The sequence below is a fragment of the Pseudomonas sp. JS425 genome (assembly GCF_018223845.1).
Lineage (GTDB): Bacteria > Pseudomonadota > Gammaproteobacteria > Pseudomonadales > Pseudomonadaceae > Aquipseudomonas > Aquipseudomonas asiatica.
Genome location: NZ_CP073661.1, coordinates 957,417 through 978,881, shown reverse-complemented (window position 1 = coordinate 978,881; position 21,465 = coordinate 957,417). Strand labels below are relative to the sequence as shown.

Sequence of the window (21,465 nt, the reverse complement as noted above, 5' to 3'; positions counted from 1 at the left end):
TTTTTGTGCCTGGATCTTTGTAAGCCTGCTCCGGCCCTTTCGCGGGTGAACCCGCTCCCACAAAGACCGCACCACAACTAAGGGCTGTGCTGTACCTGTGGGAGCGGGTTTACCCGCGAAAGGGCCGGAGCAGGTTTACAAATCAGCCACGGGCCTTGGCGATGATCTCGATGTAATCCGACGCATTGCGCTGGTCGGCAATCTGCTCGACAAAGGTCTTGCCGTGCTCGTCCTTGCCATCCAGGTCCAGCCCAGCCTCGACGAAGAAGCCGACAAAACGCTCGAAATCGTCGATGCGCAGGCCGCGGTAGGCCTTGACCAGCTTGTGCAGCGACGGCGAGGTCACGCCATCGGCCGGCTCGAACTGGAGGAACGACTTGATGTAGTCGTCGCTGATCTCGTCACCGATTACCTGTTTCTTGTCTTTACGCATTGCCGACTCCAACTGGACCATCACGAAATTTCGAAGGCCGGCAGTGTACCCCCCGCAGGCCGGGCGCCTCAACGCGTACGTACGGTACCGGTGTGCAGGTCGGCCCAGACGTGGCCGTTGCCGTAGGTGAGGAACTGCACATACAGCGTCTCGTTGCGCAGCAGGTCCATGATCACGCGGTAGTCGCTGAGCGGATAATTCAGGCTCAGGGTGCGGGTTTTCTCATCGTATACGGGTTTCTTCAGGCTCTTGGCCGCTTCACCGTCAAAGGTCAGCAGTACCTGGGCGATGGTTGCGCCCTTGCTCAGCGGCTTGCCCTTGAGGCGCACCTGCAACGACGAGGTGATCGGGATCGGCTGCTGGTCGGATTGGCGTTGGGTACCCACTACCACCGAGTAGTCGGTCACTTGCAGCAATTGCTGGCCGGTCGGCGCTTCCTGGCGCAGGGACTGGTCGTCTGGTGGCAGGAACTGGCTGTGTAGCGGTGCGGCGGCGAGTGGCAGGCTGACCGCCAGCAGGAGGGGAAGAAACGCACGCATGTGAGGCTCCTTGAATGAAAGAGCACTCTAGCATGCTGTGTCTGGGCTGTACCGGCCCTATCGCCGGCAAGCCAGCGCCCACAGGTACCGCGCTATCCATGTGGGAGATTCTATGGTTTTAGGGAAGTTTTTTAAGCGGCTTTTGACCGATACTCATCTCCGCTTTTCAGTAGGGCAAATACTACTCGCGCCAATTTGCGTGCGAGCATGACAAGCGATGCTGTCGTGCTAAAACCACGTGCCAGGCGCTCTTCGTAGTACGATTTCCATACTGCCGTGCGGCATGCCGACATGGCTGCGTTGTGAAGGAGGCGTCGAGCTTCGGGGTCTCCTCGCTTCGTGAGCTTGGATTGCCCTTTTTTCTGCCCCGACTGCGCAATCCTCAGATCCATACCCAAAAAGGCGATAAACGCATCACCCCCGCTGAAGTTGCCACGCTGAAACGTCGCAGTCAGGCGTGCAGCCGTTAGAAAACCAATCCCCTCGACCTTCATGCAGCGCTTTACCTGAGGCATCAGTCCGGCCTTTTCCAGCAGACCCTTGATCATCTTCTCCACCAGCAGCTCAAGCCGCTGCATCGCACGCAGATGTGTCTTGAAGGCGGCTCTAAGTAGCGGTTCATTAGCCCATCCCTGAGACAGGCTGGTTCGTGCCTGGACCAGTCCCGCACGTCGCCGAAACAGGCTCAGAAGTTGTCGATAGATAGCCGGTGGCGGCGCCCAAGGCGTAAGGTCCTGTCCTTCGTTCTTCAGATAGCGGGCCAACAGCTGGGCATCAATTGCATCTGTCTTAGCGCGTACGTTGACGCCTTTGCGGTAATGGCTCAGGGCGTAACCATCTACCACGTAGATCGTATGCCCAAACTCAAAGGCCAGATCCGTAAACAGAACGTGATAGATGTTGGTCGCCTCGATGGCCACGGACATCGCACCCGAGAGGCCTTTGAGCCATTTCTTAATAGCTGCTTTGGTATTGGGGATTGCTATGAGCTCTGCTGATTCATCGTCCCAGATGACCAGTTCCGCTTTGGCCACATCCACGCCAATCAGCCGCTTTGAATCAGCAACCACCATTGCCATGAGCAACTCTCCTCGATAGTGTTGAAGCACTTGAAGGGTCACCCAGAGGCGCTGGCTTGTGTCTTTCGTCGGTCTGAGCCCGGAAGCATTCTTTATCGGCGCTTGGGTGAAAAGGGAGGAGGGGCGAGATCTCCCACGGTCTGTACTGCGCTAACAGTCAGAAGCTGGCTTTGTCCCTCCTCCTCCCTTCAAGTCTAACCATACAAGCTGGCTTGCCTGCGATGGGGCCGGTGCAGGCAACATCAATCGAACTGCGCGCGCATCCAGGCCTGGTACTCGTCCACGCCCTCTTCTCCTTCGCGCGGCGCCCAGTGCGCATGTTCGCCTTCACCCACCGGCCGATACGGTCCGGCCTTGCACTCGAACAGGATGCTGTCCGGCTTCAGCACCACAAGCCCATGGTAAATACCAGGCGCCAGGTCCACACCCAGGCAATCCCCGCCCGCCTGCAGCACTCGCTTGTCGGTCACCGCCCCCTGCTCGTTGAAGAGCAGCAGGCCCAGGCAACCCTTGAGCACGACCAGCGTTTCGGCTTTGTCATCGCTCAGGTGCCGATGCGGCGGGATATAGGTGCTCGGTTGCAGCCCGACTGCCATGCGGTGGCAAGGCTCTTCCATCTCATGGAAATTGTGATGTTGCCGCCCGCGCGGGTTGGCTGCAGCCTTTGCGGCCAGCCCGGCGAACAGCGATTGGTCGATGAACGCAGGCTGGCGCATGATCACAGCCCCTTTACGGCGAAGATGCCGTTGGCGTTGCGCCAGTAGCCTTTGTAGTCCATGCCGTAACCGAAGATATAGCGGTCGACGCAGGGCAAGCCCACGTAGTTGGCCTTGAGTTCCGGGCTGGCCTTGCGGTCATGTTCCTTGTCGATCAGTACCGCGGTGTGCACCGAGCGCGCACCAGCATGCTTGCAGAACTCGATGATGGCGCTGAGGGTGTGGCCTTCGTCGAGGATGTCATCGACGATCAGTACGTCACGGTCGATGAACGACACTTCGGGCTTGGCCTTCCAGAACAGCTCGCCGCCGCTGGTCTGGTTGCGGTAGCGGGTAGCGTGCAGGTAGCTGGCTTCCAGTGGGAACTGCAGGTGGGTCAGCAGTTTGCCCGAGAAGATCAGGCCGCCGTTCATCACGCAGAAAACCACCGGGTTCTTGTCGTGCAGGTCCTTGCAGATCTGCTCGCCGACTTTGGCGATGGCCGCTTCGACTTCGGCTTCGGTGTACAGGCAGTCAGCTTCACGCATGACTTGACGGATATGCTCGAGATCGGCGGACATGGCGCTCTCCGGGGGTGCATTTTGGAAAAGCGGGCAAAGGTACGCATCCGCTCGTCACAGATCAAGCATTTATGGACTAACGTCCAGAATGACCAGACGACAGCACAGGCTGAATAGATTAATCTAGCGCGGTTTTTTTGCCCGCCTTTCGGAGCCCCCCTATGCCCACTCGTGAGATCCGCCATCCGCTGATCCGCCACAAGCTCGGCCTGATGCGCCGTGCCGATATCAGCACCAAGAATTTTCGCGAACTTGCCCAGGAAGTCGGCGCGCTCCTGACCTACGAAGCCACCCAGGACCTGCCGCTCGAAACCTACGAGATCGACGGCTGGTGCGGCAAGGTGCAAGTTGAAAAAATCGCCGGCAAGAAGATTACCGTGGTACCGATCCTGCGAGCCGGCATCGGCATGCTCGACGGCGTGCTCAGCCTGATCCCGGGCGCCAAGGTCAGCGCCGTCGGCGTTGCCCGCAACGAGGAAACCCTCGAAGCCCACACCTACCTGGAAAAGCTCGCGCCGGACATCAACCAGCGCCTGGCCCTGATCATCGACCCGATGCTGGCCACCGGCGGTTCGATGGTCGCCACCATCGACCTGCTGAAAAAGGCCGGCTGCAAAGAGATCCGCGCCATGGTTTTGGTCGCTGCGCCAGAAGGCATCGAAGTGGTGGAAAAAGCCCACCCGGACGTGCAGATCTACACCGCCTCGATCGACCAGCGCCTGAACGAACACGGCTACATCGTGCCGGGCCTGGGCGATGCCGGTGACAAGATCTTCGGCACCAAGCAAAAGGACGCCTGACCATGCAGGACGGCTTCAACGACCCGCTCTGGCGCCAGGTCGTTTCGGGCGCGCAGATGCTCTTCGTGGCATTTGGCGCGCTGGTGCTGATGCCACTGATCACCGGCCTCGATCCGAACGTAGCGCTGTTCACTGCCGGCATCGGCACCCTGCTGTTCCAGCTGGTCACCGGCCGCCAGGTACCCGTGTTCCTGGCCTCGAGCTTTGCTTTCATCACCCCGATCATCCTCGCCAAGGGCCAGTTCGGCCTGGCCGAGACCATGGGCGGCGTGATGGCCGCAGGTTTCGTGTACACCTTCATGGGCCTGATGGTAAAAATCAAAGGCACTGGCTTCATCGACCGCATGCTGCCGCCGGTGGTGATCGGCCCGGTGATCATCTCCATCGGCCTGGCCATGGCGCCGATCGCCGCCAACATGGCGATGGGCAAGGCCGGTGACGGCAGCGTGCTGCTACCGTACAAGACCGCCATGATGATCTCGATGCCGGCCCTGCTGACAACGCTGATCGTTGCCGTGTTCGGCAAGGGCATCTTCCGTCTGGTGCCGATCATTGCCGGCGTGTTCGTAGGCTTTGCCCTGTCGTTCGCCTTTGGCGTGGTCGACACTGCCAAGATCGCCGCCGCGCCGTGGCTGGAGCTGCCCAACTTCACCGCGCCAGCATTCAACTGGCAGGCCATCCTGTTCATCGTCCCGGTTGCCCTGGCACCGGCGATCGAGCACATCGGCGGGGTGATCGCGGTCGGCAGCGTGACCGGCCGCGACTACCTGAAGAAGCCCGGCCTGCACCGCACCCTGCTGGGTGACGGCCTGGCCACCACCGCAGCCGGCCTGTTCGGCGGCCCGCCCAACACCACCTATGCCGAAGTTACCGGCGCGGTGATGCTGACCAAGAACTACAACCCGAAGATCATGACCTGGGCGGCGATTTTCGCTATCACCCTCGCCTTCATCGGCAAGTTCGGCGCATTGCTGCAAAGCATCCCGGTACCGGTGATGGGTGGCATCCTGTGCCTGCTGTTCGGCTCGATCGCGGCGGTGGGCATGAACACCATGATCCGCCACAAGATCGACCTGGCTGAAGCGCGCAACCTGGTGATCGTGTCGGTGACACTGGTGTTCGGTATCGGCGGCGTACTGATCGGCAGTGGTGATGGCCCGGATGACTGGGGCCTGAAGGGCATCGCCCTGTGCGCCATCGTGGCTATCGCCCTGAACCTGATCTTGCCGGGCAATGATGGCTGGAAGCACAAGAAGGATCAGTTGCCTTGATTCGGCTTTAGCCTGACCCGGCCACTTCGCGGGTAAACCCGCTCCCACAGGTACCCCGCTGCCCTCAGGCCTTGTGCAAAACCTGTGGGAGCGGGTTTGTTCTGGTCAAGTATTTCCGGACACCGGTTACGGTGATCAAGCCGCCTGCTGCTCCATAGCTATTGGTGACAGGTAGTCGTTGTAGCTGTGGAGCCTGATTCGGTTGTATCGCATGAAGAAGCTGGTCATGTCCTGCTTGGCTTCTTCAATTTCCTTGTAGCCCTTGGGCGGCACCCATTCTGACTTGAGCGTTCCAAAGAAACGCTCTGTTGGTGCGTTGTCCCAGCATTGTCCCCTGCGACTCATGCTCTGCGTTATGCCATGCTCAAGCAGCTCGGACTGGAAGCGCTGGCTGGTGTATTGGCAGCCTTGATCCGAGTGAAACATCAAGCCTGTATGCTTGCCCCTAACCCCTACTGCCATCCTCAGTGCCTTGCTAACCAAGTTGGCGTCGTTGATCAGGGAAAACGCCCAGCCAACGATCCGACGCGCAAACAAGTCAATCACTACTGCCAGGTGATACCAGCGCTTCCCGACCATCAAACTGGTCACGTCACCGCACCAGACCTGGTTAATTGCTGTTGGCTCAAAGTTGCGTTCGAGCAGGTTCTTGGCCACAAACGCTTCAACACCTTTGGAGCGATTCCGATGAGGACGACGCTGCTTGCTTTCCAGATTTGCCTCCTCCATGAGTTTTCCGGCCAGATACCGTCCCACCTTGAGCTGCTGGGCCTTCAGGTACTCAGAGATCATTCTCGCGCCCGCGCTTCCCCTGCTTTCGACGTGCAGCTGAACTACTTTCTCTCTGAGTTCGTCACGCTTGGTATTCGGTGTTGAACGACGGCGAAGCCAGTCATAAAACGCGCTACGGGATACGCTCAGCGCACTGCAAAGAAGGCTGGTCGGATACGAGCCTGACTCTCTCAGTTCCTCAATCAGGAAAAACGATCGGGATCCGACATCAAGAGAGCCGTAGCCTTTTTTAAGATTTCAGCCTCGGTCTCCAGGCGCTTGATCTTGGCTCGCAGCTGCTGGAGCTCGCGCTGTTCGTCGCTGATCGCTTTGGTACCGGCTACTGGCTGGCCCTTGTGTCGCTCTTTACGCACCTGATCAACCCAGCGGCGCAGGGCTGTAGGGCCGACGTCCATTGAGGCGCAGACGTCGGGAATCGAGCAGTGGTCATCAAGGACCATGCTGGCAGCACGTTGCTTGAACTCGCGGGTGTAGGTCTTTCGTTCTTGCATGGAACCTCCTGATTGGGCGAATCATATCGCCCTTAAGAGGTGTCCGGGATCATTAGGCCAGTTCAGTTTACCCGCGAAGAGGCCAGAACAGGCAACCTTGGACTCAGGCTTTTTCGCACATCCCCGCCAGCGCCTTCACCCACTCCGGGTGATCATTCAGGCAAGGCACCAGCACCAGCTCCTGCCCGCCGGCCTCGACAAACTGCTCGCTCCCGCGCATGCCGATCTCTTCCAGGGTCTCGATGCAATCGGCCACGAACGCCGGGCACATTACCAGCAGCTTCTTCACCCCAGCCTTGGCCAGCTCGTCCAGCCGCGCCTCGGTATAGGGTTCGATCCACTTGGCCCGCCCCAGTCGTGACTGGAACGACACCGACCATTTGCCATCGGGTATGCCCATCTTCTGCGCAAAGGCCCTGGCCGTTGCCAGGCACTGCCCGCGGTAGCACACCGCGCGCATGTCGGCACTGGCATCCTTGCAGCAATCGGCCGCCTGGAAGTCATGCTTGCCGGTAGGGTCCAGCTTCTTCAAGTGGCGCTCCGGCAAACCATGGAAGCTCAGCAACAGGTGATCGTAATCCTGCTCCAGGTAAGGCCGGGCGCTGGCGACCAATGCCTCGATGTAGTCCGGGTGCTCGTAGAATGGCTGCAGCACGCGAAGTTGCAACGGCAACTGGCGTTCACTGACCGTCTGCCTGGCCAGTTCCACCACAGTGGTCACCGTGCTGTCAGCGAACTGTGGATACAGCGGCGCCAGGGTCACCTTGCGCACACCCTGGGCCACCAGGCGCTCCAGCACCTCGGGCAAGGCCGGCTGGCCATAGCGCATGGCAATCTCCACCGGGCCATGGGGCCAGTGCTCGACCATCGCCGCCTGCAGGCGACGGGTCAGCACTACCAGCGGCGAGCCCTCTTCCCACCAGATCGAGCCATAGGCGTGCGCCGACTGCTCCGGGCGCTTGATCAGGATCAGCGACACCAGCAGGCGCCGTACCGGCCAGGGCAGGTCGATCACATACGGGTCCATGAGGAACTGGTTGAGGTAGCGGCGCACATCGGCCACCGAGGTGGAGGCCGGGGAACCCAGGTTGACCAGCAGCAGGGCGTGATCGGTCATGCAGCGTCCTATGTCAGAGGCAGCTGGACAGGTTGTCCAGAGCCGATTGCAGATCGTTGAAGCGGAAGGTGAAGCCTGCCGCCAGCAAGCGTGCCGGGCGGGCGCGCTGGCCGCCGAGTAGCAGGGTCGACAGCTCACCCAGCCCCGCCTTGAGCAGCAGTGCCGGCACTGGCAGCAGCGCCGGCCGGTGCAAGGCGCGGCCCAGGCGCCTGGCGAACTCGCGGTTGCGCACCGGCTCCGGGGCGCAGGCATTATAAGGACCGCTGGCATCCTTGTGCTGCAAGAGAAAATCAATCAGGGCGACCTGGTCGTCTATATGGACCCAAGGCATCCACTGCCGCCCGTCACCCAAAGGCCCGCCCAGCCCCAGTTTGAAGGGCAGGCGCAGGCGCGACAAAAAGCCGCCGTCACTGGCCAGCACCAACCCGGTACGCACCAGCACCACGCGAATGCCCTGAGCCTGCGAACGCATCGCTGTCTCTTCCCAGGCAATGCACAGTTGGCTGGCGAAATCTTCGCGCACCGGCGGTGAAGCCTCGGTCAGCTCGCGTTCGCCACCGTCTCCATACCAGCCCACCGCAGAGCCGGAAATCAACACTTCCGGGCGCTGTTCGCGGCTGCCCAACCAGGCCAGTAACTGCTCGGTGAGGGTGACGCGGCTGGCCCACAGCAGGTTGCGCCGGGTCGCCGTCCAGGGCCGATCGGCAATCGGCGCGCCGGCCAGGTTGATCACTGCGTCCAGCTGAACATCCGCCTCCAGTTGTTCCAGGCGGGCGATGCCACGCACGCCGGTCCCACAAATTTTCGGCACCTGTTCAGGCCGCCGACTCCACACCGTCAGGCGATGACCCTGGCCGAGCCAGTACTGGCACAGGTGCTTGCCAATCAACCCGGTGCCGCCTGTCAGCAATATATGCATGGCTGTGTCCTCGCAGAATGCGGCGGTGGTCTATTTTTAACATCAAGGCACTTTTTTGACCCGACGCTCTCGGATAAACATAGGCCAACCTGCCTGCCAACACGGAATAACCTTATACAACATTTGAGCATTGTACAGGTTTGCCTGACAGCGTAGTCTGCTTACAGCAAGGTTTGAAGAGGCCATCATGACAGTACCTATCGCCATCATCGGGGCCGGTATCGCCGGCCTGTCAGCCGCCCAGGCCCTGCAGAAGGCCGGGCAATCCGTGCATTTGTTCGACAAGGGCCACGGCAGTGGCGGGCGCATGGCCAGCAAGCGCAGCGAAGCTGGCGCGCTGGACCTCGGCGCCCAATACTTCACGGCCCGTGACCGCCGCTTCGTCGAGCAGGTACAGCAATGGGTTGCCGCCGGTTGGGCCGCGCAATGGAAGCCACAGCTGTACAACTACCGCGATGGTGAACTCAGCCCCTCCCCCGACGAGCAGACGCGCTGGGTGGGCGTGCCGCGCATGAGTGCAATCACCCGCGGCCTGCTCAAGGACGTGACGGTCAACTTCGGCTGCCGCATCGCCGAAGTGTTCCGCGGCAAGCAGTACTGGCACCTGCAGGACACCGAAGGCTGCAGCCACGGCCCCTACAGCCGCGTGGTGATCGCCGTGCCGGCGCCACAGGCCACGCCGCTGCTGGCCGCTACCCCGAAGCTCGCTGCCGTGGCCGCCGGTGTGCAGATGGAGCCCACCTGGGCCGTCGCCCTGGCCTTCCAGACACCGCTGGATACCCCGATGCAAGGCTGCTTCGTGCAGGACAACTCGCTCGACTGGCTGGCGCGCAACCGCAGCAAGCCCGGGCGTGACGAGCAACTCGACACCTGGGTACTGCACGCCACATCGGACTGGAGCCGACAACACATCGACCTGCCCAAGGAGGAAGTGATCGAACAGCTGTGGGGCGAATTCGCCGAACTGGTCGGCTGCGTGGTGCCAGCACCTACTTTTGCCTTGGCCCACCGCTGGCTTTATGCCCGTCCGAGCAGCAACCATGAATGGGGCGCACTGGCCGATGCTGACCAGGGCCTATACGCCTGCGGCGACTGGTGCCTGTCCGGCCGTGTCGAGGGCGCCTGGCTCAGTGGCCAGGAAGCGGCGCGTCGACTGCTCGAACATCTCGAGTGATGTAGGGTTATACAAAAAAAACTGTTTGCATAACTTCCGGGCTGTGCTGGAATGAACCTGTACAACTATTTTGTCTCGTACAGGTTTTTGGAGGCAGCCCATGCACGACTCATCCGCCCACAGCAAGCCGCGTATCGCCATCAGCGCCTGCCTGACCGGGCACAGCGTGCGCTATAACGGCGGCCACAAGGCCTCCGACCTGTGCCGTATGCAACTCGAGGAACATTTCGACTGGTTGCCGGTGTGCCCGGAGGTGGCCATCGGCCTGGGCGTGCCGCGCGACCCGATCCGCCTGGTCGGCGACCCCGAGCAGCCGGAAGTGGTAGGCACCCGCAACCCCGGCATGGACCTGACCGGGCCGCTGCGCAGCTATGGCGAGCAAATGGCGGCGGAACTCGATGATATCTGTGGCTACATCTTCATGCAGAAATCGCCTTCCTGTGGCCTGGAGCGGGTCAAGGTATACCAAGACAATGGCCACCCTGCCTTCCACGGTGGGCGGGGAGTGTATGCGCAGGCGTTCTGCGCACGGCGGCCGGACCTGCCGGTGGAAGAAGAAGGCCGCCTGCACGACCCCGTGCTACGCGAGAACTTCATCAGCCGCGTGTACGCGTACGCCGACTGGCAACGCCTGCTGGCCGAAGGCCTGAGCCGTGGCGCTCTGGTGCGATTCCACTCACGCTACAAGTACCTGTTGATGGCCAACAACCCGCAGGCCTACCGCAGCCTCGGGCGCCTGCTCGGCAGCATGAGCAAGGACGATGACCCGCAAAGCATCGGCCCGCGCTACTTCAGCCAGCTGATGCAGGCTCTGCGCCGCTGTGCCAGCCGCGGCACTCATTGCAACGTGCTGCAGCATCTGAGCGGCTACTTCAAGGACATCCTCACACGGCAGGACAAAGCCGAGCTGCAGGCCATTATCGGCCAATACCAGCAAGGCGTGGTGCCGCTGGTAGTGCCGCTAACCCTGCTCAAGCACCATTTGCGCAAGCATCCCGATCCGTATCTGCAGCAGCAGGCCTACCTTCAGCCGCACCCCGAGAGCCTGGGCCTGCGCAATGCCGTCTGAGATCCTGTTGCCCATCGGCGAACTGGCTCGCCGCACGGGCGTCAATCCCGTCACCCTGCGAGCCTGGGAGCGCCGCTACGGCCTGCTCAAGCCCCAGCGTACCGCCAAGGGCCATCGCCTGTATCCGCTGGAGCAGGTCGAACGAGTAGAAGCGATCCTTGCCTGGCTGCAGCGCGGCGCCTCCGTCGGCCAGGTACGCGAGCTGCTCGACAAACCGGCTAGCACGCCGCCGAAAGGCGACTGGCAAGCCCGGCAGTTCCAACTGATCGAGGCCATCGCCACGCTGTCGCAGCGCGCCCTTGACCAGCAGCTCAACCAGGCGATGGCCCTGTACCCGGCCGTCACTCTGTGCGAGCAATTGCTGTTGCCGCTGCTCGACCTCCTCGACCTGCGCTGGCGCAACTATTTCAACGCACGGCTGGAACAGGTGTTTTTCCACAGCTGGTTGCGCAGCAAGCTGGGCGCCAGGGTCTACCACGACAACCAGTTGCTGCATGGGCCTGCCATCTTGCTGGCCGAAGACAGCGAACACACTTTCAGCCCCGGTTTGTGGTTGTGCGCCTGGCTGTTCACCAGCAACGGCCTGCCGGTCGAAGTGCTGGAGCACACCATTGCTGGCGCGCACCTGCAACGCGCAGCCACCATGCTCAAGCCACGCGCCGTGCTCCTGCACCTGGGGCCACGCATCGATGACAAGGCGTTGCACCGTACCCTGTCCAACCTGCCCGTGCCGACCCTGGCTGGCGGGCCGACGCTGGCGCTGCATGAAACCCGGCTGCGTGCCTTGGGGCTGCCCAATCTTGCCCTGTTCGATACCCCGCAGGCGGCATTGCGTTTGCTGCAAGCCCATGACCGCCAGCCTGGAGAGATGACCGCACCATGCACCTGACCTGGCTGCGCAGCGACCTGCGCATCGATGACAACACCGCGCTAGCCGCCGCCAGCGAACGCGGCCCGACCCTCGCACTGTGGCTGGTCAGCCCCGGGCAATGGCTGGCCCACGACGACGCCGCCTGCAAGGTCGACTTCTGGCTGCGCAGCCTGCGCGACCTGCGCCAGTCGCTGGAGCGCTTGAACATCCCCCTGCTGATCCGCAAGATCGACACCTGGGACCAGGCGCCACAGGCCGTACTCGACGTCTGCCGCCAACATCAGGTGCAAAGCGTGCACTGGAACGAGGAGTACGGCATCAACGAGCAACGTCGCGACGACGCCACCCGCGCGCTGCTGGAAAAGTCGTCCATCCAGGCCCACAGCCACCTCGACCAGCTGTTGTTCCGCCCTGGCACCATCCTTACCCGCAGCGGCGACTACTTCCAGGTGTTCAGCCAGTTCAAGAAGAGCTGCCTGGAGCACCTGCACCGCAGCCTCCCTGCCCTGGCCCGCCAGATAAAACGCCAGGCACCGCTGCATGTCAGCAGCGACCCGATCCCACAGCACGTGGACGGCTTCGAAAAACCCGCGCAGGCACTGCGCGACCACTGGCCGGCCGGCGAAGCCGAAGCGAAGGCGCGGCTGACCCGTTTTCTCGATGAAACCATCGACGATTACCAACAGCTGCGTGACTTGCCTGCCAAGCCCGGTACCAGCCAGCTCTCCGCCTATCTGGCCGCCGGCATGATCTCGCCACGCCAGTGCCTGCACGGTGCCCTGGCCAGCAACCGCGGCGAGTTCGACAGCGGCAGCAGCGGCGTGCAAACCTGGATCAACGAGCTGCTCTGGCGCGAATTCTACAAACACATCCTGACCGGTTATCCACAGGTCTCGCGTCACCGAGCCTTCCGCGCCCAGACCGAAGCCCTGCCCTGGCGCGATGCACCGGCCGACCTCGAAGCATGGGAACAGGGCCGAACCGGCTTCCCGATCATCGACGCCGCCATGCGCCAACTGTTGCACACCGGGTGGATGCACAACCGCCTGCGCATGATCGTGGCCATGTTCCTCAGCAAGAACCTGCTGATCGACTGGCGCAAGGGCGAGCGGCATTTCATGCGCCACTTGATAGACGGCGACCTGGCCGCCAACAACGGCGGTTGGCAGTGGAGCGCGTCCACTGGCACCGACGCAGTGCCCTATTTCCGCATCTTCAACCCGGTTTCACAGTCGCAGCGATTCGACCCGCAAGGGCGTTTCATTCGGCACTGGCTGCCGGAATTGCAGGGGGTAGATGAAAAAGCCATTCATTTCCCCGTGAAGTCGGCCGATCTTTTTGCTAGATATTCCTACCACAGTCCAATTGTCGATCTCGACAGCAGTCGTCAGCGCGCACTGGAGGCATTCAAGAACCTCCCGCGCCGGCAGGATCAGAGGGCAGCATCTTGAACAACGCACGCAGTATCTGGGTGACGGGAGCAGGCAATGGACTTGGCCTGGCTTTAGTGGAGGGGCTGCTCGGGCAAGGACACCGGGTAGCTGCAAGCGCGAAGCATGGCGAGGCACTGGATGCCTTGGGTGCACGCTATGGCAGCCAGCTGTTGCGCTTGCCGTGGCAGTTGCACGAAGAACATCAGGCGGCCCAGGCCAGCCAGCAGATCTGCCATGCCTGGTGCACGCTGGATGGCTTGATCATCAACGCCGGTACCAGCGATTACCTGGCGGACGATGTGGCGGACAGCGAGCTGTTCGAGGCGATCGTCACGGACAACCAGTTGGCCGGCGAGCATTGCCTGGCCAGTGCGCTGCCGTTGTTGGCGAAGGGTGACTCGCCGCAGGTGATGGCGGTGTTCAACCGTTATTCGGCGCTGCAGTTGCATGCACCGACGCAGGTGCCTGCGGGCTGGAACAACATGCCGCAATGGATGCGCGAGCAGCGTCAGGCGTTGAAGGCGCAGGGGGTTGAGCTGACCGTGGTGGGGCCGCAGTCGCTGAAGAACCCCGTGACACCGGCGCAGGCGCTACCGGAGGCATGGACGCCGCAGGATGCGGCAGAAGAACTGCTGCGGCGGTGGCCGCAGAGGGAGCCCGAGCTTGTGCTGGAGGCCTTGGATCTCAATGGCCTGTGGCCGTTGACGCGCTAGAGCCTGGCATCGGCACTGCTTTGTTCGCGGGTAAACCCGCTCCCACAGGTACACCACTGCACTCAAGATACAGGGGGTGCTATGGGAGCGGGTTCACCCGCGAAGAGGCCCGCACAGGAGAGGTCAGAGCGCCATGCGGTAATGCAGGCTATAGCTCTCCACCCCATCGTTGGGCTGCTTGATGCCCGCGTTGGAATAGTGAATCGCCCGCACGCCAATCTCATGCCCACCGGCAAAGCGCAATCCAAAGCCGATGCGGTCCTCGAACTGGAATGCCGAGCCCAGCTCGTTGTCTTCCAGCTCGGTGCTGGAGAATGCCGCCACGCCAATCCCAGCCTCTATATAAGGCTTCACCGACTCCCCGGCAAACTCGTAGACGAACACCGGCGCGAACGACAGGCTATGGTTGCTCGCGGTCTCGTCACCATCCCAATAGGTGTAGGCCCCATCCCAATACCCCGTCAGGCGCCCGACGCTGGTCTGCCACCAGCTCGCTTCCCAATTCGATTGCAGCCCCAACCGGTAGACCATGGTCGAGTCACCGGTCTGCCCCACCGAAAACGAAACGTCGGTAGCCTGCGCCGACAGTGAGTGCCCCAGGGTGAAGACGGCAGCCGCCGCCAAGCCGAGCAGCTTCTTCATGAGCAACATCCTTCTTTGCTGTTATTGGTATCCGCCTCATTTCAGGCAAGGCGGTAGAAAACGGCAGCGGTACGATAGTTCAGCTTCTTTTCACGTTTTTTTCACAATGAAAAGCTTTGCACACTGTCCGACTTATGCCACAGCAAAGGCAGGATCTTTCTGAGATATTGCGGATCGGCACTGGTCCAGAAGCGGGTATCCCTGGCCGGCCCATCGGCCAACAGGTCATCCGCGCCCAGCAGCCGCTGCAGTTGGCGTGCCACTGCAGCACCGGTATCGATGATGGCGACGTCGGCTGGCACCATGCCGGCCAGCAACGGGCGCAGGAAGGGGTAATGGGTGCAACCGAGAATCAACGTGTCACAGCCAGCGGCCAGCAACGGCTGCACATAACCTTGCAGCAACTGGCGCAGCGTCGGGCTGGCCAGGTCACCGGTCTCGATCAGATCGACCAGGCCCGGGCAAGGTTGGGTGATGACCTGTACGTCATTGGCAAAACGATCGAGCAAGGCAGCGAACTTGGCACTCTGCAGGGTACCGGTAGTGGCCAGCACACCGACCACGCCAGAGCGCGTAGCGGCGGCAGCGGGCTTCACCGCCGGCTCCATGCCCACCAGCGGCCAGTTCGGGTACAACTCGCGCAGGTCGGCCACCGCCGCCACCGTGGCGGTATTGCAGGCCAGTACCATGGCCTTGGCGCCCTGTTCATGGAAGAACGCAGCAATGCGCCGGAGACGCTCACGGATATAGTCCGGCGACTTCTCGCCGTAGGGTATGTGGCCGCAATCGCCCACGTACAGTAGCGTCTCGTTGGGCAGCAGGCGCTGGATCTCGGCGAGTACCGACAAGCCGCCAACCCCGGAGTCCATCACGCCGACCGGCGCCGATCGCTCAGCCATCGCGCTTACCACAGACCGCACAAGCCGGGTCGCGCTTGACCCGCAATTCGCGGATACGAGTGCCGAGAGCATCGATCAACAGCAGGCGGCCGACCAGCGGCTCGCCGAACCCGGCCAGCAGCTTCATCGCCTCCAGCGCCTGCAGGCTGCCTACCAGGCCCACCAATGGGCCGATCACGCCGGCTTCGCTGCAGGTCAGTTCGGCTTCGCTGCCATGGCCATACAGGCAGTGGTAGCAAGGGCTGTAGTCACGCCGTGGGTCGAATACCGACAACTGTCCTTCCAGGCGGATCGCCGCACCGCTGACCAGCGGCTTGCCAGCCGCGACGCAGGCAGCGTTGACCGCCTCGCGGGTACCGAAATTGTCAGAGCAGTCCAGCACCAGGTCGACCGCTGCCACAGCGGCCGCCAGCGAGTCCTCGTCCAGAGCCTGGCGATGGGCAACCAGGCTGATTTCCGGGTTGATTGCCTGCAGGCGCTGCAGGGCCGAATCGACCTTGCTCATGCCCACGCTCGCACTGTCGTGGATCACCTGGCGTTGCAGGTTGGTCAGGTCGACGGTGTCAAAGTCCGCCAGGTGCAGCTCACCGACCCCGGCGGCGGCCAGGTACAAGGCGACGGGCGAGCCAAGGCCGCCGAGCCCGACGATCAGCGCCTTGCTCTGCTTGAGCCGCAACTGGCCGTCGATGTCGATCTGGGCCAGCAAAACCTGCCGGCTGTAACGCAGCAGTTCCTGATCACTCAGCATGGCAGGCGCCCCAGGGTAATGCGTTCATGGCCGCCCAGGTCCGTGCGGCTGGCGACCTCGATGAAGCCTTGTTCAGCCAGCAAGGCGCGCACCGCCGCTGCCTGATCGTAGCCGTGTTCCAGCAGTAACCAGCCACCCGGTACCAGGTGCGCGGGCGCCTGGGCAGCTATCACGCGCAGATCGTCCAGGCCATCGGCACCGGCCACCAGCGCACTGCTGGGCTCGAAGCGTACATCACCGGCGACCAAATGCGGGTCTGCGGCAGCGATGTAGGGCGGGTTGCTGACAATCAGGTCGAAACGCTCGCCGGCCAGACTGTCGAACCAGTGGCTGAGCCGTACCTGGGCGTTTGCCAGGCCCAGCCGCTGGCGGTTGCGCTCAGCCAGGGCTGCAGCCTCCTCCACGCGGTCCACTGCGGTCACCTGCCAGGCCGGGCGATCGCTGGCCAGGGCCAAGGCAATCGCGCCGGTGCCGGTGCCCAGGTCAAGGACCTTGGCCGGCGTGGCGGGTTGCAGTTCAAGGGCAGCTTCGACCAGCAGCTCGGTATCCGGCCGCGGGATCAGGGTATGCGGTGCCACTTCCAGATCGATCTTCCAGAAGCCCTGCAGCCCGAGAATGTAGGCGACCGGTTCGCCGCCACGGCGGCGCTGCAGGTAGCCAGCATAGGTCTCGGCATCTTCGCTGCTGACGATTCGCTCGGGCCAGGTGTGCAGGTAGCTGCGCGATTTGCCGATGGCCGCGGCCAACAGCAACTCGGCATCCAGCCGCTCGGTAGGCGACTCTGGCAACTGCGCGTTGCGCAGCAGGCTGGCGATGATGGTCATCAGTCCCCCAGAGCGGCCAGTTGATCGGCCTGGTATTCGGCCAGCAGCGGTTCGATCACCGCCTCCACCCCGCCGGCGAGGATATCGTCCAGCGAGTACAGGGTCAGGTTGATACGGTGATCGGTCACCCGCCCCTGTGGATAATTGTACGTACGGATGCGCTCGGAACGGTCACCCGAGCCGACCAGCAGCTTGCGCTCGGTGGCGATGGCATTCTGCGCGGCGCTGGTCTGCATGTCGTTGAGCTTGGCCGACAGCCAGGACATGGCACGGGCACGGTTCTTGTGCTGCGAGCGCTCTTCCTGGCACTCGACCACGATACCGGTGGGCAAGTGGGTGATACGGATCGCCGAGTCGGTCTTGTTGACGTGCTGGCCGCCGGCACCGGATGCGCGGTAGGTGTCCACGCGCAGGTCGGCCGGGTTGATCTCGATGGCCGCCTGTTCGTCCGGCTCGGGCAGTACCGCCACGGTACACGCGGAGGTGTGGATACGGCCCTGGGATTCGGTTTCGGGCACGCGCTGTACGCGGTGTGCGCCGGACTCGAACTTGAGCTTGCCGTACACGCTCTCACCCTCGACGCGGGCGATGATTTCCTTGTAGCCGCCGTGCTCGCCTTCGTTCTCCGAGAGGATTTCCAGGCGCCAGCCACGCTTTTCGGCGTAGCGCGAATACATGCGGAACAGGTCGCCGGAGAAGATCGCCGCCTCGTCGCCACCGGTGCCGGCGCGGATTTCGAGGAACACGTTGCGGCCGTCGTTGGGGTCCTTGGGCAACAGCATGCGTTGCAGCTGCGACTCCAGCGTCAGCAGTTGTTCCTTGGCTTCACGCACTTCTTCCACGGCCATTTCGCGCAGGTCCGGGTCACTGTCCTTGAGCAGCGCCTGGGCACCTTCGAGGTCGTCCTGGACTTTGCGCCACTCTTTATAAGCAGCGTAGACCGGCTCGACTTCGGCGTATTCACGGGAATAGGCGCGAAAGCGCGTCTGGTCGGAAATGACCTCGGCATCACCAAGCAGAGCGGTGAGTTCTTCGAAGCGGTCCTGGAGGATTTCCAGTTTGTTCAGCAGCGACGCTTTCATTGCGGGGATTTGTCCGTCGAGCCCTCGTTGAGGGCAAAGAGTTCCTGGGCCATGGCCAGCGCATCGAGGCGGCCCTCGGCCGAGAGCCTTTTCAATTGCACGCTGGGCGCGTGCAGGAGTTTGTTGGTCAGCCCCCGGGCCAGTTGGGCCAGTACGTCTTCGGGGTTGCCGCCGTTGGCCAGCAGCCGCTGGGCCTTTTGCAGTTCTTCGTCGCGCAGGCGCTCGCATTGCTGGCGATAGGCCTTGAGCACATCCACCGCGGCCAGCTCGCGCAGGCGCAGCATGAAGTCCTCTGCCCCCACCGACACCAGCTCTTCGGCGGCCTGGGCCGCGCCCTGGCGACTTTTGAGGTTTTCTGCCACAACGTCGTGCAGGTCATCGACAGTGTACAGGTAGACGTCATCCAGTTCGCCGACTTCGGTTTCGATATCGCGCGGTACGGCAATGTCGACCATGAAAATCGGCTTGTGCCGGCGCTGCTTCAGCGCGCTCTCGACCGCACCCTTGCCAAGGATCGGCAACTGGCTGGCGGTGGAGCTGATGACGATGTCGCTGTTGGCCAGCTCCTGAGGGATGTCGGCCAGCAGAACGGCGTGCGCACCGAACTGTTCGGCCAGGATGCTGGCCCGCTCAAGGGTACGGTTGGCCACGACGATGCGGCGCACGCCCTGCTCATGCAGGTGGCGGGCGACCAGGGTGATGGTTTCGCCGGCACCGATCAGCAGGGCCTGGCTGCGGCCCAGGTCGCTGAAGATCTGCTTGGCCAGGCTGACCGCGGCAAACGCCACCGACACCGGGTTTTCGCCGATGGCAGTGTCGGTGCGCACCTGCTTGGCGGCACTGAAGGTGGCCTGGAACAGGCGCCCGAGCAGCGGGCCGACGGTGCCGGCCTCACGCGCCACGGCATAGGCGGACTTCATCTGGCCGAGGATCTGCGGTTCGCCGAGCACCAGCGAGTCCAGGCCGGAGGCCACCCGCATCATGTGCTTCACCGCCTCGTGCTCTTCGTGCACGTAGGCGCTGGCGCGCAGCTCGTCCAGGCTGAGGCGGTGGTAGTCGGCGAGCCATTGCAGCACGGCATCGGCGGACAGGTGGTCCTGCTCGATATAGAGCTCGCTACGGTTGCAGGTCGACAGAATCGCCGCTTCGCGGCTGGATGTCAGCCGGCAGAGCTGCTGCAGGGCGTCTACCAGCTGCTCTGGGGTAAACGCCACGCGCTCGCGTACGTCTACCGAGGCAGTCTTATGGTTGATACCAAGTGCAAGAAAGGCCATGCAAGGTCGCTGGTTGTGACGGGAAGCCGATAATTGTCCTCTTTCGCAGGTTTCAGGACAACCACCGTTCGCTATTGCGCTGATAGTCGTGCGGCTATCGCCTTTTCGTAGCCTGCCCTAGCGGTGTTTTCAGGTCTTGCCGGCTTTTGATCTGGCTTTTGATCCTGATCTTGATCTTCGCGACTTCAGGAGGCCGAACGCAGGCCTTGCGCATGGAGGTGACGGGCATGGATGCCCGTCAAGCGCTGGGCCCCAGGATGAGGCCTGCTGCGCAGTCCTCCCGGGAGCAAGCCCTACGCTCGGCCTCCTGAAGTCGCAATCTGCAGCACCTGATCTACCGCGCTCTTAGAAGCAACAGTCACAGCAAAAGCCAGAGCCATCGGCTCGACATCGCCCTAGCCAACTACGCCGACCGGGTCGAGAAGACTCTTTGACATATGTCCATAAGACTTATCCACAGTCTTGTAGTCCATTTCCCAAATACATGCCCAGCTGTTGCCCTACCCTCCTTCCGCACCTAGTCTTGACGCCGCTACATCGATATTCCTCACCGAGACAGCGATACGAGTGGGATAGCATGGCTTTATCAGTCAGTCGGTTTATTTCTATCTACTAATTTTGCTGATGACTAGAAGCTATGTTGGTGAGGATTAGTAAAGATATTGACGGACTGCAATGATGCACATTTACCTGGTGACGCACCCAAAACAAGCATTTTTTAAATTCTTGTTTAACCTATCTTAAAAATGATTTTCTATGCAGGGTATGCTTCATGCATGGCAGGAAGCTATATAATAGGCGCGAGCAATGGAAGAATTTGCAGCATCTCGTAGGCACTCAGTGCTCCTTTGGGGCGTTAACTTGTGTGCCATTTCGGCCTCTACGCTGAGTTATATTTATCTTTCCTACTACATTTATGCTAATACTGCCAGCCTAATACTTTCCCAAGTAGTGCTGTTTGCGCCAATGGTTCTGCCGGTAATTTTTGTCGCTCCTATCTACCGTCTGGCTGACTATCTAGCGCCACGCACCTTGCTGTGGAGTGCCAACTTGCTGTCGCTGGGCTGCGCGGCGGTCACCTACAAGATCCTGCCACATCATGTGGAAGTCGCCGTGTTAGGCGCGGTAGTCATTGGCGCCCTGGATGCGCTGCAACGGGTAGGGCGTATTGTTGCCATCAAGTGTTATTTCCCGAGTGCGCAAATCGCCAGCTCAGTGCCTCTGACACTCACCGCACAATTCATTGCCGGCGGCCTGGCAGGCATCAGTCTGGTACTGTTCAAAGCCAACATGACGCCTGGGTTAGCCCTGCTCATTACTGTCAGTCTTTTTTCCATCGCGGCTTTGGCGGCCTATCTACTACCTGCGCCAACAAAGCCTCCGATCACCGTGCAGGTCGCACCAAGACTATTGACTGCCCTTGGTTCGCTTTTGCAGGAGTATCCCGCGCTACGCCTCAGCCTCTATCAGTTCATCGTCTTCGTCAGCGTTTTTCAGGGTTTCTTCAATGTGTCCAGGGTGCTGTTACCGGCCCATGTGCTGGGCTTGGGAGAGGTGTATATCGGCTTGTTGCAGGCCGTCAATAGTTTGGCAGCTTTGGTGGGCGCAGTACTGTTCTATCGTTTGGGCAAGTGTAATTTGCGACCGCTACCTATGCCGATGGCTGTAGCCAGCGGCCTGTTCATGATGCTCGCAGCGTTCGGCCATGATATTCAGTCCAGTTACATCGCGTATTTTTTCTACATATTCTTTTTCGAACTGACATTTTTCAAGTTGCAAGCCGATCTTGTCAGGAGCACACCTACCAGTGCCATGCCGTTGATGGCATCTGTCCAGTATGCTGGGGTGTACTTAGGCATGATAATTACCATCTTCGTCGGTTCAATTCTGGTTAAGTATGCAGGCCTGTTCAGCACGAGCGTTATCTTCGTTGCTTTCTATTTCGTCGTAACCAACGCCCTTCGAAAGACAGTTGCGATCAAGGGAAAACAACCTGTCTAAATAGTTTCTTCAAGGAGA

At 61.5% G+C, this 21,465-nt stretch carries 23 protein-coding genes; 8 read left to right on the top strand and 15 right to left on the bottom strand.

Annotation, left to right across the window (positions count from 1 at the left end; translation table 11 throughout):
* Nucleotides 1-142: 142 nt before the first annotated feature.
* The 5 genes from KDB76_RS04455 to KDB76_RS04435 all read right to left on the bottom strand — a co-directional run bounded on the left by KDB76_RS04455 (nt 143) and on the right by KDB76_RS04435 (nt 3,327).
* Complete coding sequence (locus KDB76_RS04455) at nt 143-433, bottom strand: PA4642 family protein (RefSeq protein ID WP_015268954.1); 291 nt, start codon at nt 431-433, stop codon at nt 143-145.
* Between the two features lie 68 nt (nt 434-501).
* Complete coding sequence (locus KDB76_RS04450) at nt 502-972, bottom strand: hypothetical protein (protein ID WP_013970925.1); 471 nt, start codon at nt 970-972, stop codon at nt 502-504.
* A gap of 131 nt (nt 973-1,103) precedes the next feature.
* Nucleotides 1,104-2,051 carry an IS110 family transposase gene (locus KDB76_RS04445; protein ID WP_038408539.1) on the bottom strand — a complete coding sequence of 316 codons (948 nt, stop codon included), beginning with the start codon at nt 2,049-2,051 and terminating at the stop codon, nt 1,104-1,106.
* Between the two features lie 242 nt (nt 2,052-2,293).
* Nucleotides 2,294-2,767 carry a WbuC family cupin fold metalloprotein gene (locus tag KDB76_RS04440; RefSeq protein ID WP_024086265.1) on the bottom strand — a complete coding sequence of 158 codons (474 nt, stop codon included), beginning with the start codon at nt 2,765-2,767 and terminating at the stop codon, nt 2,294-2,296.
* Nucleotides 2,768-2,769: 2 nt separating this feature from the next.
* On the bottom strand, nt 2,770-3,327 hold the full coding sequence (locus tag KDB76_RS04435) for a hypoxanthine-guanine phosphoribosyltransferase (RefSeq protein WP_013970923.1): 558 nt from the start codon (nt 3,325-3,327) through the stop codon (nt 2,770-2,772).
* Nucleotides 3,328-3,488: 161 nt separating this feature from the next.
* On the opposite strand from KDB76_RS04435, the gene upp reads away from it, so the two are divergent.
* Both upp and KDB76_RS04425 read left to right on the top strand, forming a co-directional pair.
* Entirely contained in the window at nt 3,489-4,127 is a 639-nt protein-coding gene (gene upp / locus KDB76_RS04430) for a uracil phosphoribosyltransferase (RefSeq protein WP_011532223.1), read from the top strand.
* A 2-nt stretch (nt 4,128-4,129) separates the two neighbouring features.
* Nucleotides 4,130-5,398 carry a uracil-xanthine permease family protein gene (locus KDB76_RS04425; RefSeq protein ID WP_047594600.1) on the top strand — a complete coding sequence of 423 codons (1,269 nt, stop codon included), beginning with the start codon at nt 4,130-4,132 and terminating at the stop codon, nt 5,396-5,398.
* Between the two features lie 135 nt (nt 5,399-5,533).
* Here the strand turns inward: KDB76_RS04425 and KDB76_RS04420 are convergent, their stop codons facing one another.
* The 4 genes from KDB76_RS04420 to KDB76_RS04410 all read right to left on the bottom strand — a co-directional run bounded on the left by KDB76_RS04420 (nt 5,534) and on the right by KDB76_RS04410 (nt 8,717).
* Nucleotides 5,534-6,364 carry an IS3 family transposase gene (locus tag KDB76_RS04420; protein WP_230491506.1) on the bottom strand — a complete coding sequence of 277 codons (831 nt, stop codon included), beginning with the start codon at nt 6,362-6,364 and terminating at the stop codon, nt 5,534-5,536.
* Nucleotides 6,365-6,372: 8 nt separating this feature from the next.
* Nucleotides 6,373-6,681, bottom strand: coding sequence for a transposase (locus KDB76_RS29645; protein WP_024086157.1), 309 nt, complete (start codon nt 6,679-6,681; stop codon nt 6,373-6,375).
* A gap of 103 nt (nt 6,682-6,784) precedes the next feature.
* Nucleotides 6,785-7,798 carry a ferrochelatase gene (gene hemH / locus KDB76_RS04415; RefSeq protein ID WP_038408702.1) on the bottom strand — a complete coding sequence of 338 codons (1,014 nt, stop codon included), beginning with the start codon at nt 7,796-7,798 and terminating at the stop codon, nt 6,785-6,787.
* Between the two features lie 13 nt (nt 7,799-7,811).
* Nucleotides 7,812-8,717: a TIGR01777 family oxidoreductase gene (locus KDB76_RS04410; protein ID WP_038408700.1), complete on the bottom strand. Its 906-nt coding sequence runs from the start codon at nt 8,715-8,717 to the stop codon at nt 7,812-7,814.
* 187 nt (nt 8,718-8,904) lie between these two features.
* Here KDB76_RS04410 and KDB76_RS04405 point away from each other — a divergent pair, with 187 nt between their 5' ends.
* From KDB76_RS04405 to KDB76_RS04385, 5 genes are all read left to right on the top strand, one after another.
* Nucleotides 8,905-9,891 carry an NAD(P)/FAD-dependent oxidoreductase gene (locus tag KDB76_RS04405; RefSeq protein WP_038408698.1) on the top strand — a complete coding sequence of 329 codons (987 nt, stop codon included), beginning with the start codon at nt 8,905-8,907 and terminating at the stop codon, nt 9,889-9,891.
* Between the two features lie 100 nt (nt 9,892-9,991).
* The gene (locus tag KDB76_RS04400) at nt 9,992-10,960 is read left to right on the top strand and encodes a DUF523 and DUF1722 domain-containing protein (RefSeq protein ID WP_038408696.1); all 969 of its coding nucleotides are present in this window, start codon (nt 9,992-9,994) and stop codon (nt 10,958-10,960) included.
* Nucleotides 10,950-11,849 (top strand): MerR family transcriptional regulator, encoded by a 900-nt coding sequence (locus tag KDB76_RS04395; RefSeq protein ID WP_015268948.1) that lies wholly within the window; start codon nt 10,950-10,952, stop codon nt 11,847-11,849. Before KDB76_RS04400 ends, KDB76_RS04395 begins: the two co-directional genes overlap by 11 nt.
* Entirely contained in the window at nt 11,840-13,282 is a 1,443-nt protein-coding gene (phrB, locus tag KDB76_RS04390) for a deoxyribodipyrimidine photo-lyase (RefSeq protein ID WP_038408694.1), read from the top strand. The genes KDB76_RS04395 and phrB overlap by 10 nt, the downstream gene beginning before the upstream one ends.
* Nucleotides 13,279-13,977 carry an SDR family NAD(P)-dependent oxidoreductase gene (locus KDB76_RS04385; protein ID WP_038408692.1) on the top strand — a complete coding sequence of 233 codons (699 nt, stop codon included), beginning with the start codon at nt 13,279-13,281 and terminating at the stop codon, nt 13,975-13,977. Before phrB ends, KDB76_RS04385 begins: the two co-directional genes overlap by 4 nt.
* Nucleotides 13,978-14,100: 123 nt before the next feature.
* On the opposite strand, the gene KDB76_RS04380 is transcribed toward KDB76_RS04385, so the two are convergent.
* From KDB76_RS04380 to hemA, 6 genes are all read right to left on the bottom strand, one after another.
* On the bottom strand, nt 14,101-14,619 hold the full coding sequence (locus KDB76_RS04380) for an acyloxyacyl hydrolase (protein ID WP_024086263.1): 519 nt from the start codon (nt 14,617-14,619) through the stop codon (nt 14,101-14,103).
* Nucleotides 14,620-14,720: 101 nt separating this feature from the next.
* On the bottom strand, nt 14,721-15,518 hold the full coding sequence (gene murI, locus KDB76_RS04375) for a glutamate racemase (RefSeq protein WP_024086262.1): 798 nt from the start codon (nt 15,516-15,518) through the stop codon (nt 14,721-14,723).
* The gene (locus KDB76_RS04370) at nt 15,511-16,266 is read right to left on the bottom strand and encodes a molybdopterin-synthase adenylyltransferase MoeB (protein WP_013970911.1); all 756 of its coding nucleotides are present in this window, start codon (nt 16,264-16,266) and stop codon (nt 15,511-15,513) included. The genes murI and KDB76_RS04370 overlap by 8 nt, the downstream gene beginning before the upstream one ends.
* Nucleotides 16,260-17,090, bottom strand: coding sequence for a peptide chain release factor N(5)-glutamine methyltransferase (gene prmC / locus KDB76_RS04365; protein WP_013970910.1), 831 nt, complete (start codon nt 17,088-17,090; stop codon nt 16,260-16,262). Before prmC ends, KDB76_RS04370 begins: the two co-directional genes overlap by 7 nt.
* Nucleotides 17,090-18,172 (bottom strand): peptide chain release factor 1, encoded by a 1,083-nt coding sequence (gene prfA, locus KDB76_RS04360; RefSeq protein WP_013970909.1) that lies wholly within the window; start codon nt 18,170-18,172, stop codon nt 17,090-17,092. Before prfA ends, prmC begins: the two co-directional genes overlap by 1 nt.
* The gene (gene hemA, locus KDB76_RS04355) at nt 18,169-19,446 is read right to left on the bottom strand and encodes a glutamyl-tRNA reductase (protein ID WP_013970908.1); all 1,278 of its coding nucleotides are present in this window, start codon (nt 19,444-19,446) and stop codon (nt 18,169-18,171) included. The genes prfA and hemA overlap by 4 nt, the downstream gene beginning before the upstream one ends.
* An 807-nt stretch (nt 19,447-20,253) precedes the next feature.
* Between hemA and KDB76_RS04350 the strand changes: the two genes are divergently transcribed.
* Nucleotides 20,254-21,447, top strand: coding sequence for a hypothetical protein (locus KDB76_RS04350; RefSeq protein ID WP_024086261.1), 1,194 nt, complete (start codon nt 20,254-20,256; stop codon nt 21,445-21,447).
* Nucleotides 21,448-21,465 lie beyond the last annotated feature (18 nt).

What these genes read in the sequence shown, in the direction of transcription:
- KDB76_RS04455 (WP_015268954.1), bottom strand. Translation starts at nt 433, where the DNA reads ATGCGTAAAGACAAGAAACAGGTAATCGGTGACGAGATCAGCGACGAC.
- KDB76_RS04450 (WP_013970925.1), bottom strand. Translation starts at nt 972, where the DNA reads ATGCGTGCGTTTCTTCCCCTCCTGCTGGCGGTCAGCCTGCCACTCGCC.
- KDB76_RS04445 (WP_038408539.1), bottom strand. Translation starts at nt 2,051, where the DNA reads ATGGCAATGGTGGTTGCTGATTCAAAGCGGCTGATTGGCGTGGATGTG.
- KDB76_RS04440 (WP_024086265.1), bottom strand. Translation starts at nt 2,767, where the DNA reads ATGCGCCAGCCTGCGTTCATCGACCAATCGCTGTTCGCCGGGCTGGCC.
- KDB76_RS04435 (WP_013970923.1), bottom strand. Translation starts at nt 3,327, where the DNA reads ATGTCCGCCGATCTCGAGCATATCCGTCAAGTCATGCGTGAAGCTGAC.
- upp (WP_011532223.1), top strand. Translation starts at nt 3,489, where the DNA reads ATGCCCACTCGTGAGATCCGCCATCCGCTGATCCGCCACAAGCTCGGC.
- KDB76_RS04425 (WP_047594600.1), top strand. Translation starts at nt 4,130, where the DNA reads ATGCAGGACGGCTTCAACGACCCGCTCTGGCGCCAGGTCGTTTCGGGC.
- KDB76_RS29645 (WP_024086157.1), bottom strand. Translation starts at nt 6,681, where the DNA reads ATGCAAGAACGAAAGACCTACACCCGCGAGTTCAAGCAACGTGCTGCC.
- hemH (WP_038408702.1), bottom strand. Translation starts at nt 7,798, where the DNA reads ATGACCGATCACGCCCTGCTGCTGGTCAACCTGGGTTCCCCGGCCTCC.
- KDB76_RS04410 (WP_038408700.1), bottom strand. Translation starts at nt 8,717, where the DNA reads ATGCATATATTGCTGACAGGCGGCACCGGGTTGATTGGCAAGCACCTG.
- KDB76_RS04405 (WP_038408698.1), top strand. Translation starts at nt 8,905, where the DNA reads ATGACAGTACCTATCGCCATCATCGGGGCCGGTATCGCCGGCCTGTCA.
- KDB76_RS04400 (WP_038408696.1), top strand. Translation starts at nt 9,992, where the DNA reads ATGCACGACTCATCCGCCCACAGCAAGCCGCGTATCGCCATCAGCGCC.
- KDB76_RS04395 (WP_015268948.1), top strand. Translation starts at nt 10,950, where the DNA reads ATGCCGTCTGAGATCCTGTTGCCCATCGGCGAACTGGCTCGCCGCACG.
- phrB (WP_038408694.1), top strand. Translation starts at nt 11,840, where the DNA reads ATGCACCTGACCTGGCTGCGCAGCGACCTGCGCATCGATGACAACACC.
- KDB76_RS04380 (WP_024086263.1), bottom strand. Translation starts at nt 14,619, where the DNA reads ATGAAGAAGCTGCTCGGCTTGGCGGCGGCTGCCGTCTTCACCCTGGGG.
- murI (WP_024086262.1), bottom strand. Translation starts at nt 15,518, where the DNA reads ATGGCTGAGCGATCGGCGCCGGTCGGCGTGATGGACTCCGGGGTTGGC.
- KDB76_RS04370 (WP_013970911.1), bottom strand. Translation starts at nt 16,266, where the DNA reads ATGCTGAGTGATCAGGAACTGCTGCGTTACAGCCGGCAGGTTTTGCTG.
- prmC (WP_013970910.1), bottom strand. Translation starts at nt 17,090, where the DNA reads ATGACCATCATCGCCAGCCTGCTGCGCAACGCGCAGTTGCCAGAGTCG.
- prfA (WP_013970909.1), bottom strand. Translation starts at nt 18,172, where the DNA reads ATGAAAGCGTCGCTGCTGAACAAACTGGAAATCCTCCAGGACCGCTTC.
- hemA (WP_013970908.1), bottom strand. Translation starts at nt 19,446, where the DNA reads ATGGCCTTTCTTGCACTTGGTATCAACCATAAGACTGCCTCGGTAGAC.
- KDB76_RS04350 (WP_024086261.1), top strand. Translation starts at nt 20,254, where the DNA reads ATGGAAGAATTTGCAGCATCTCGTAGGCACTCAGTGCTCCTTTGGGGC.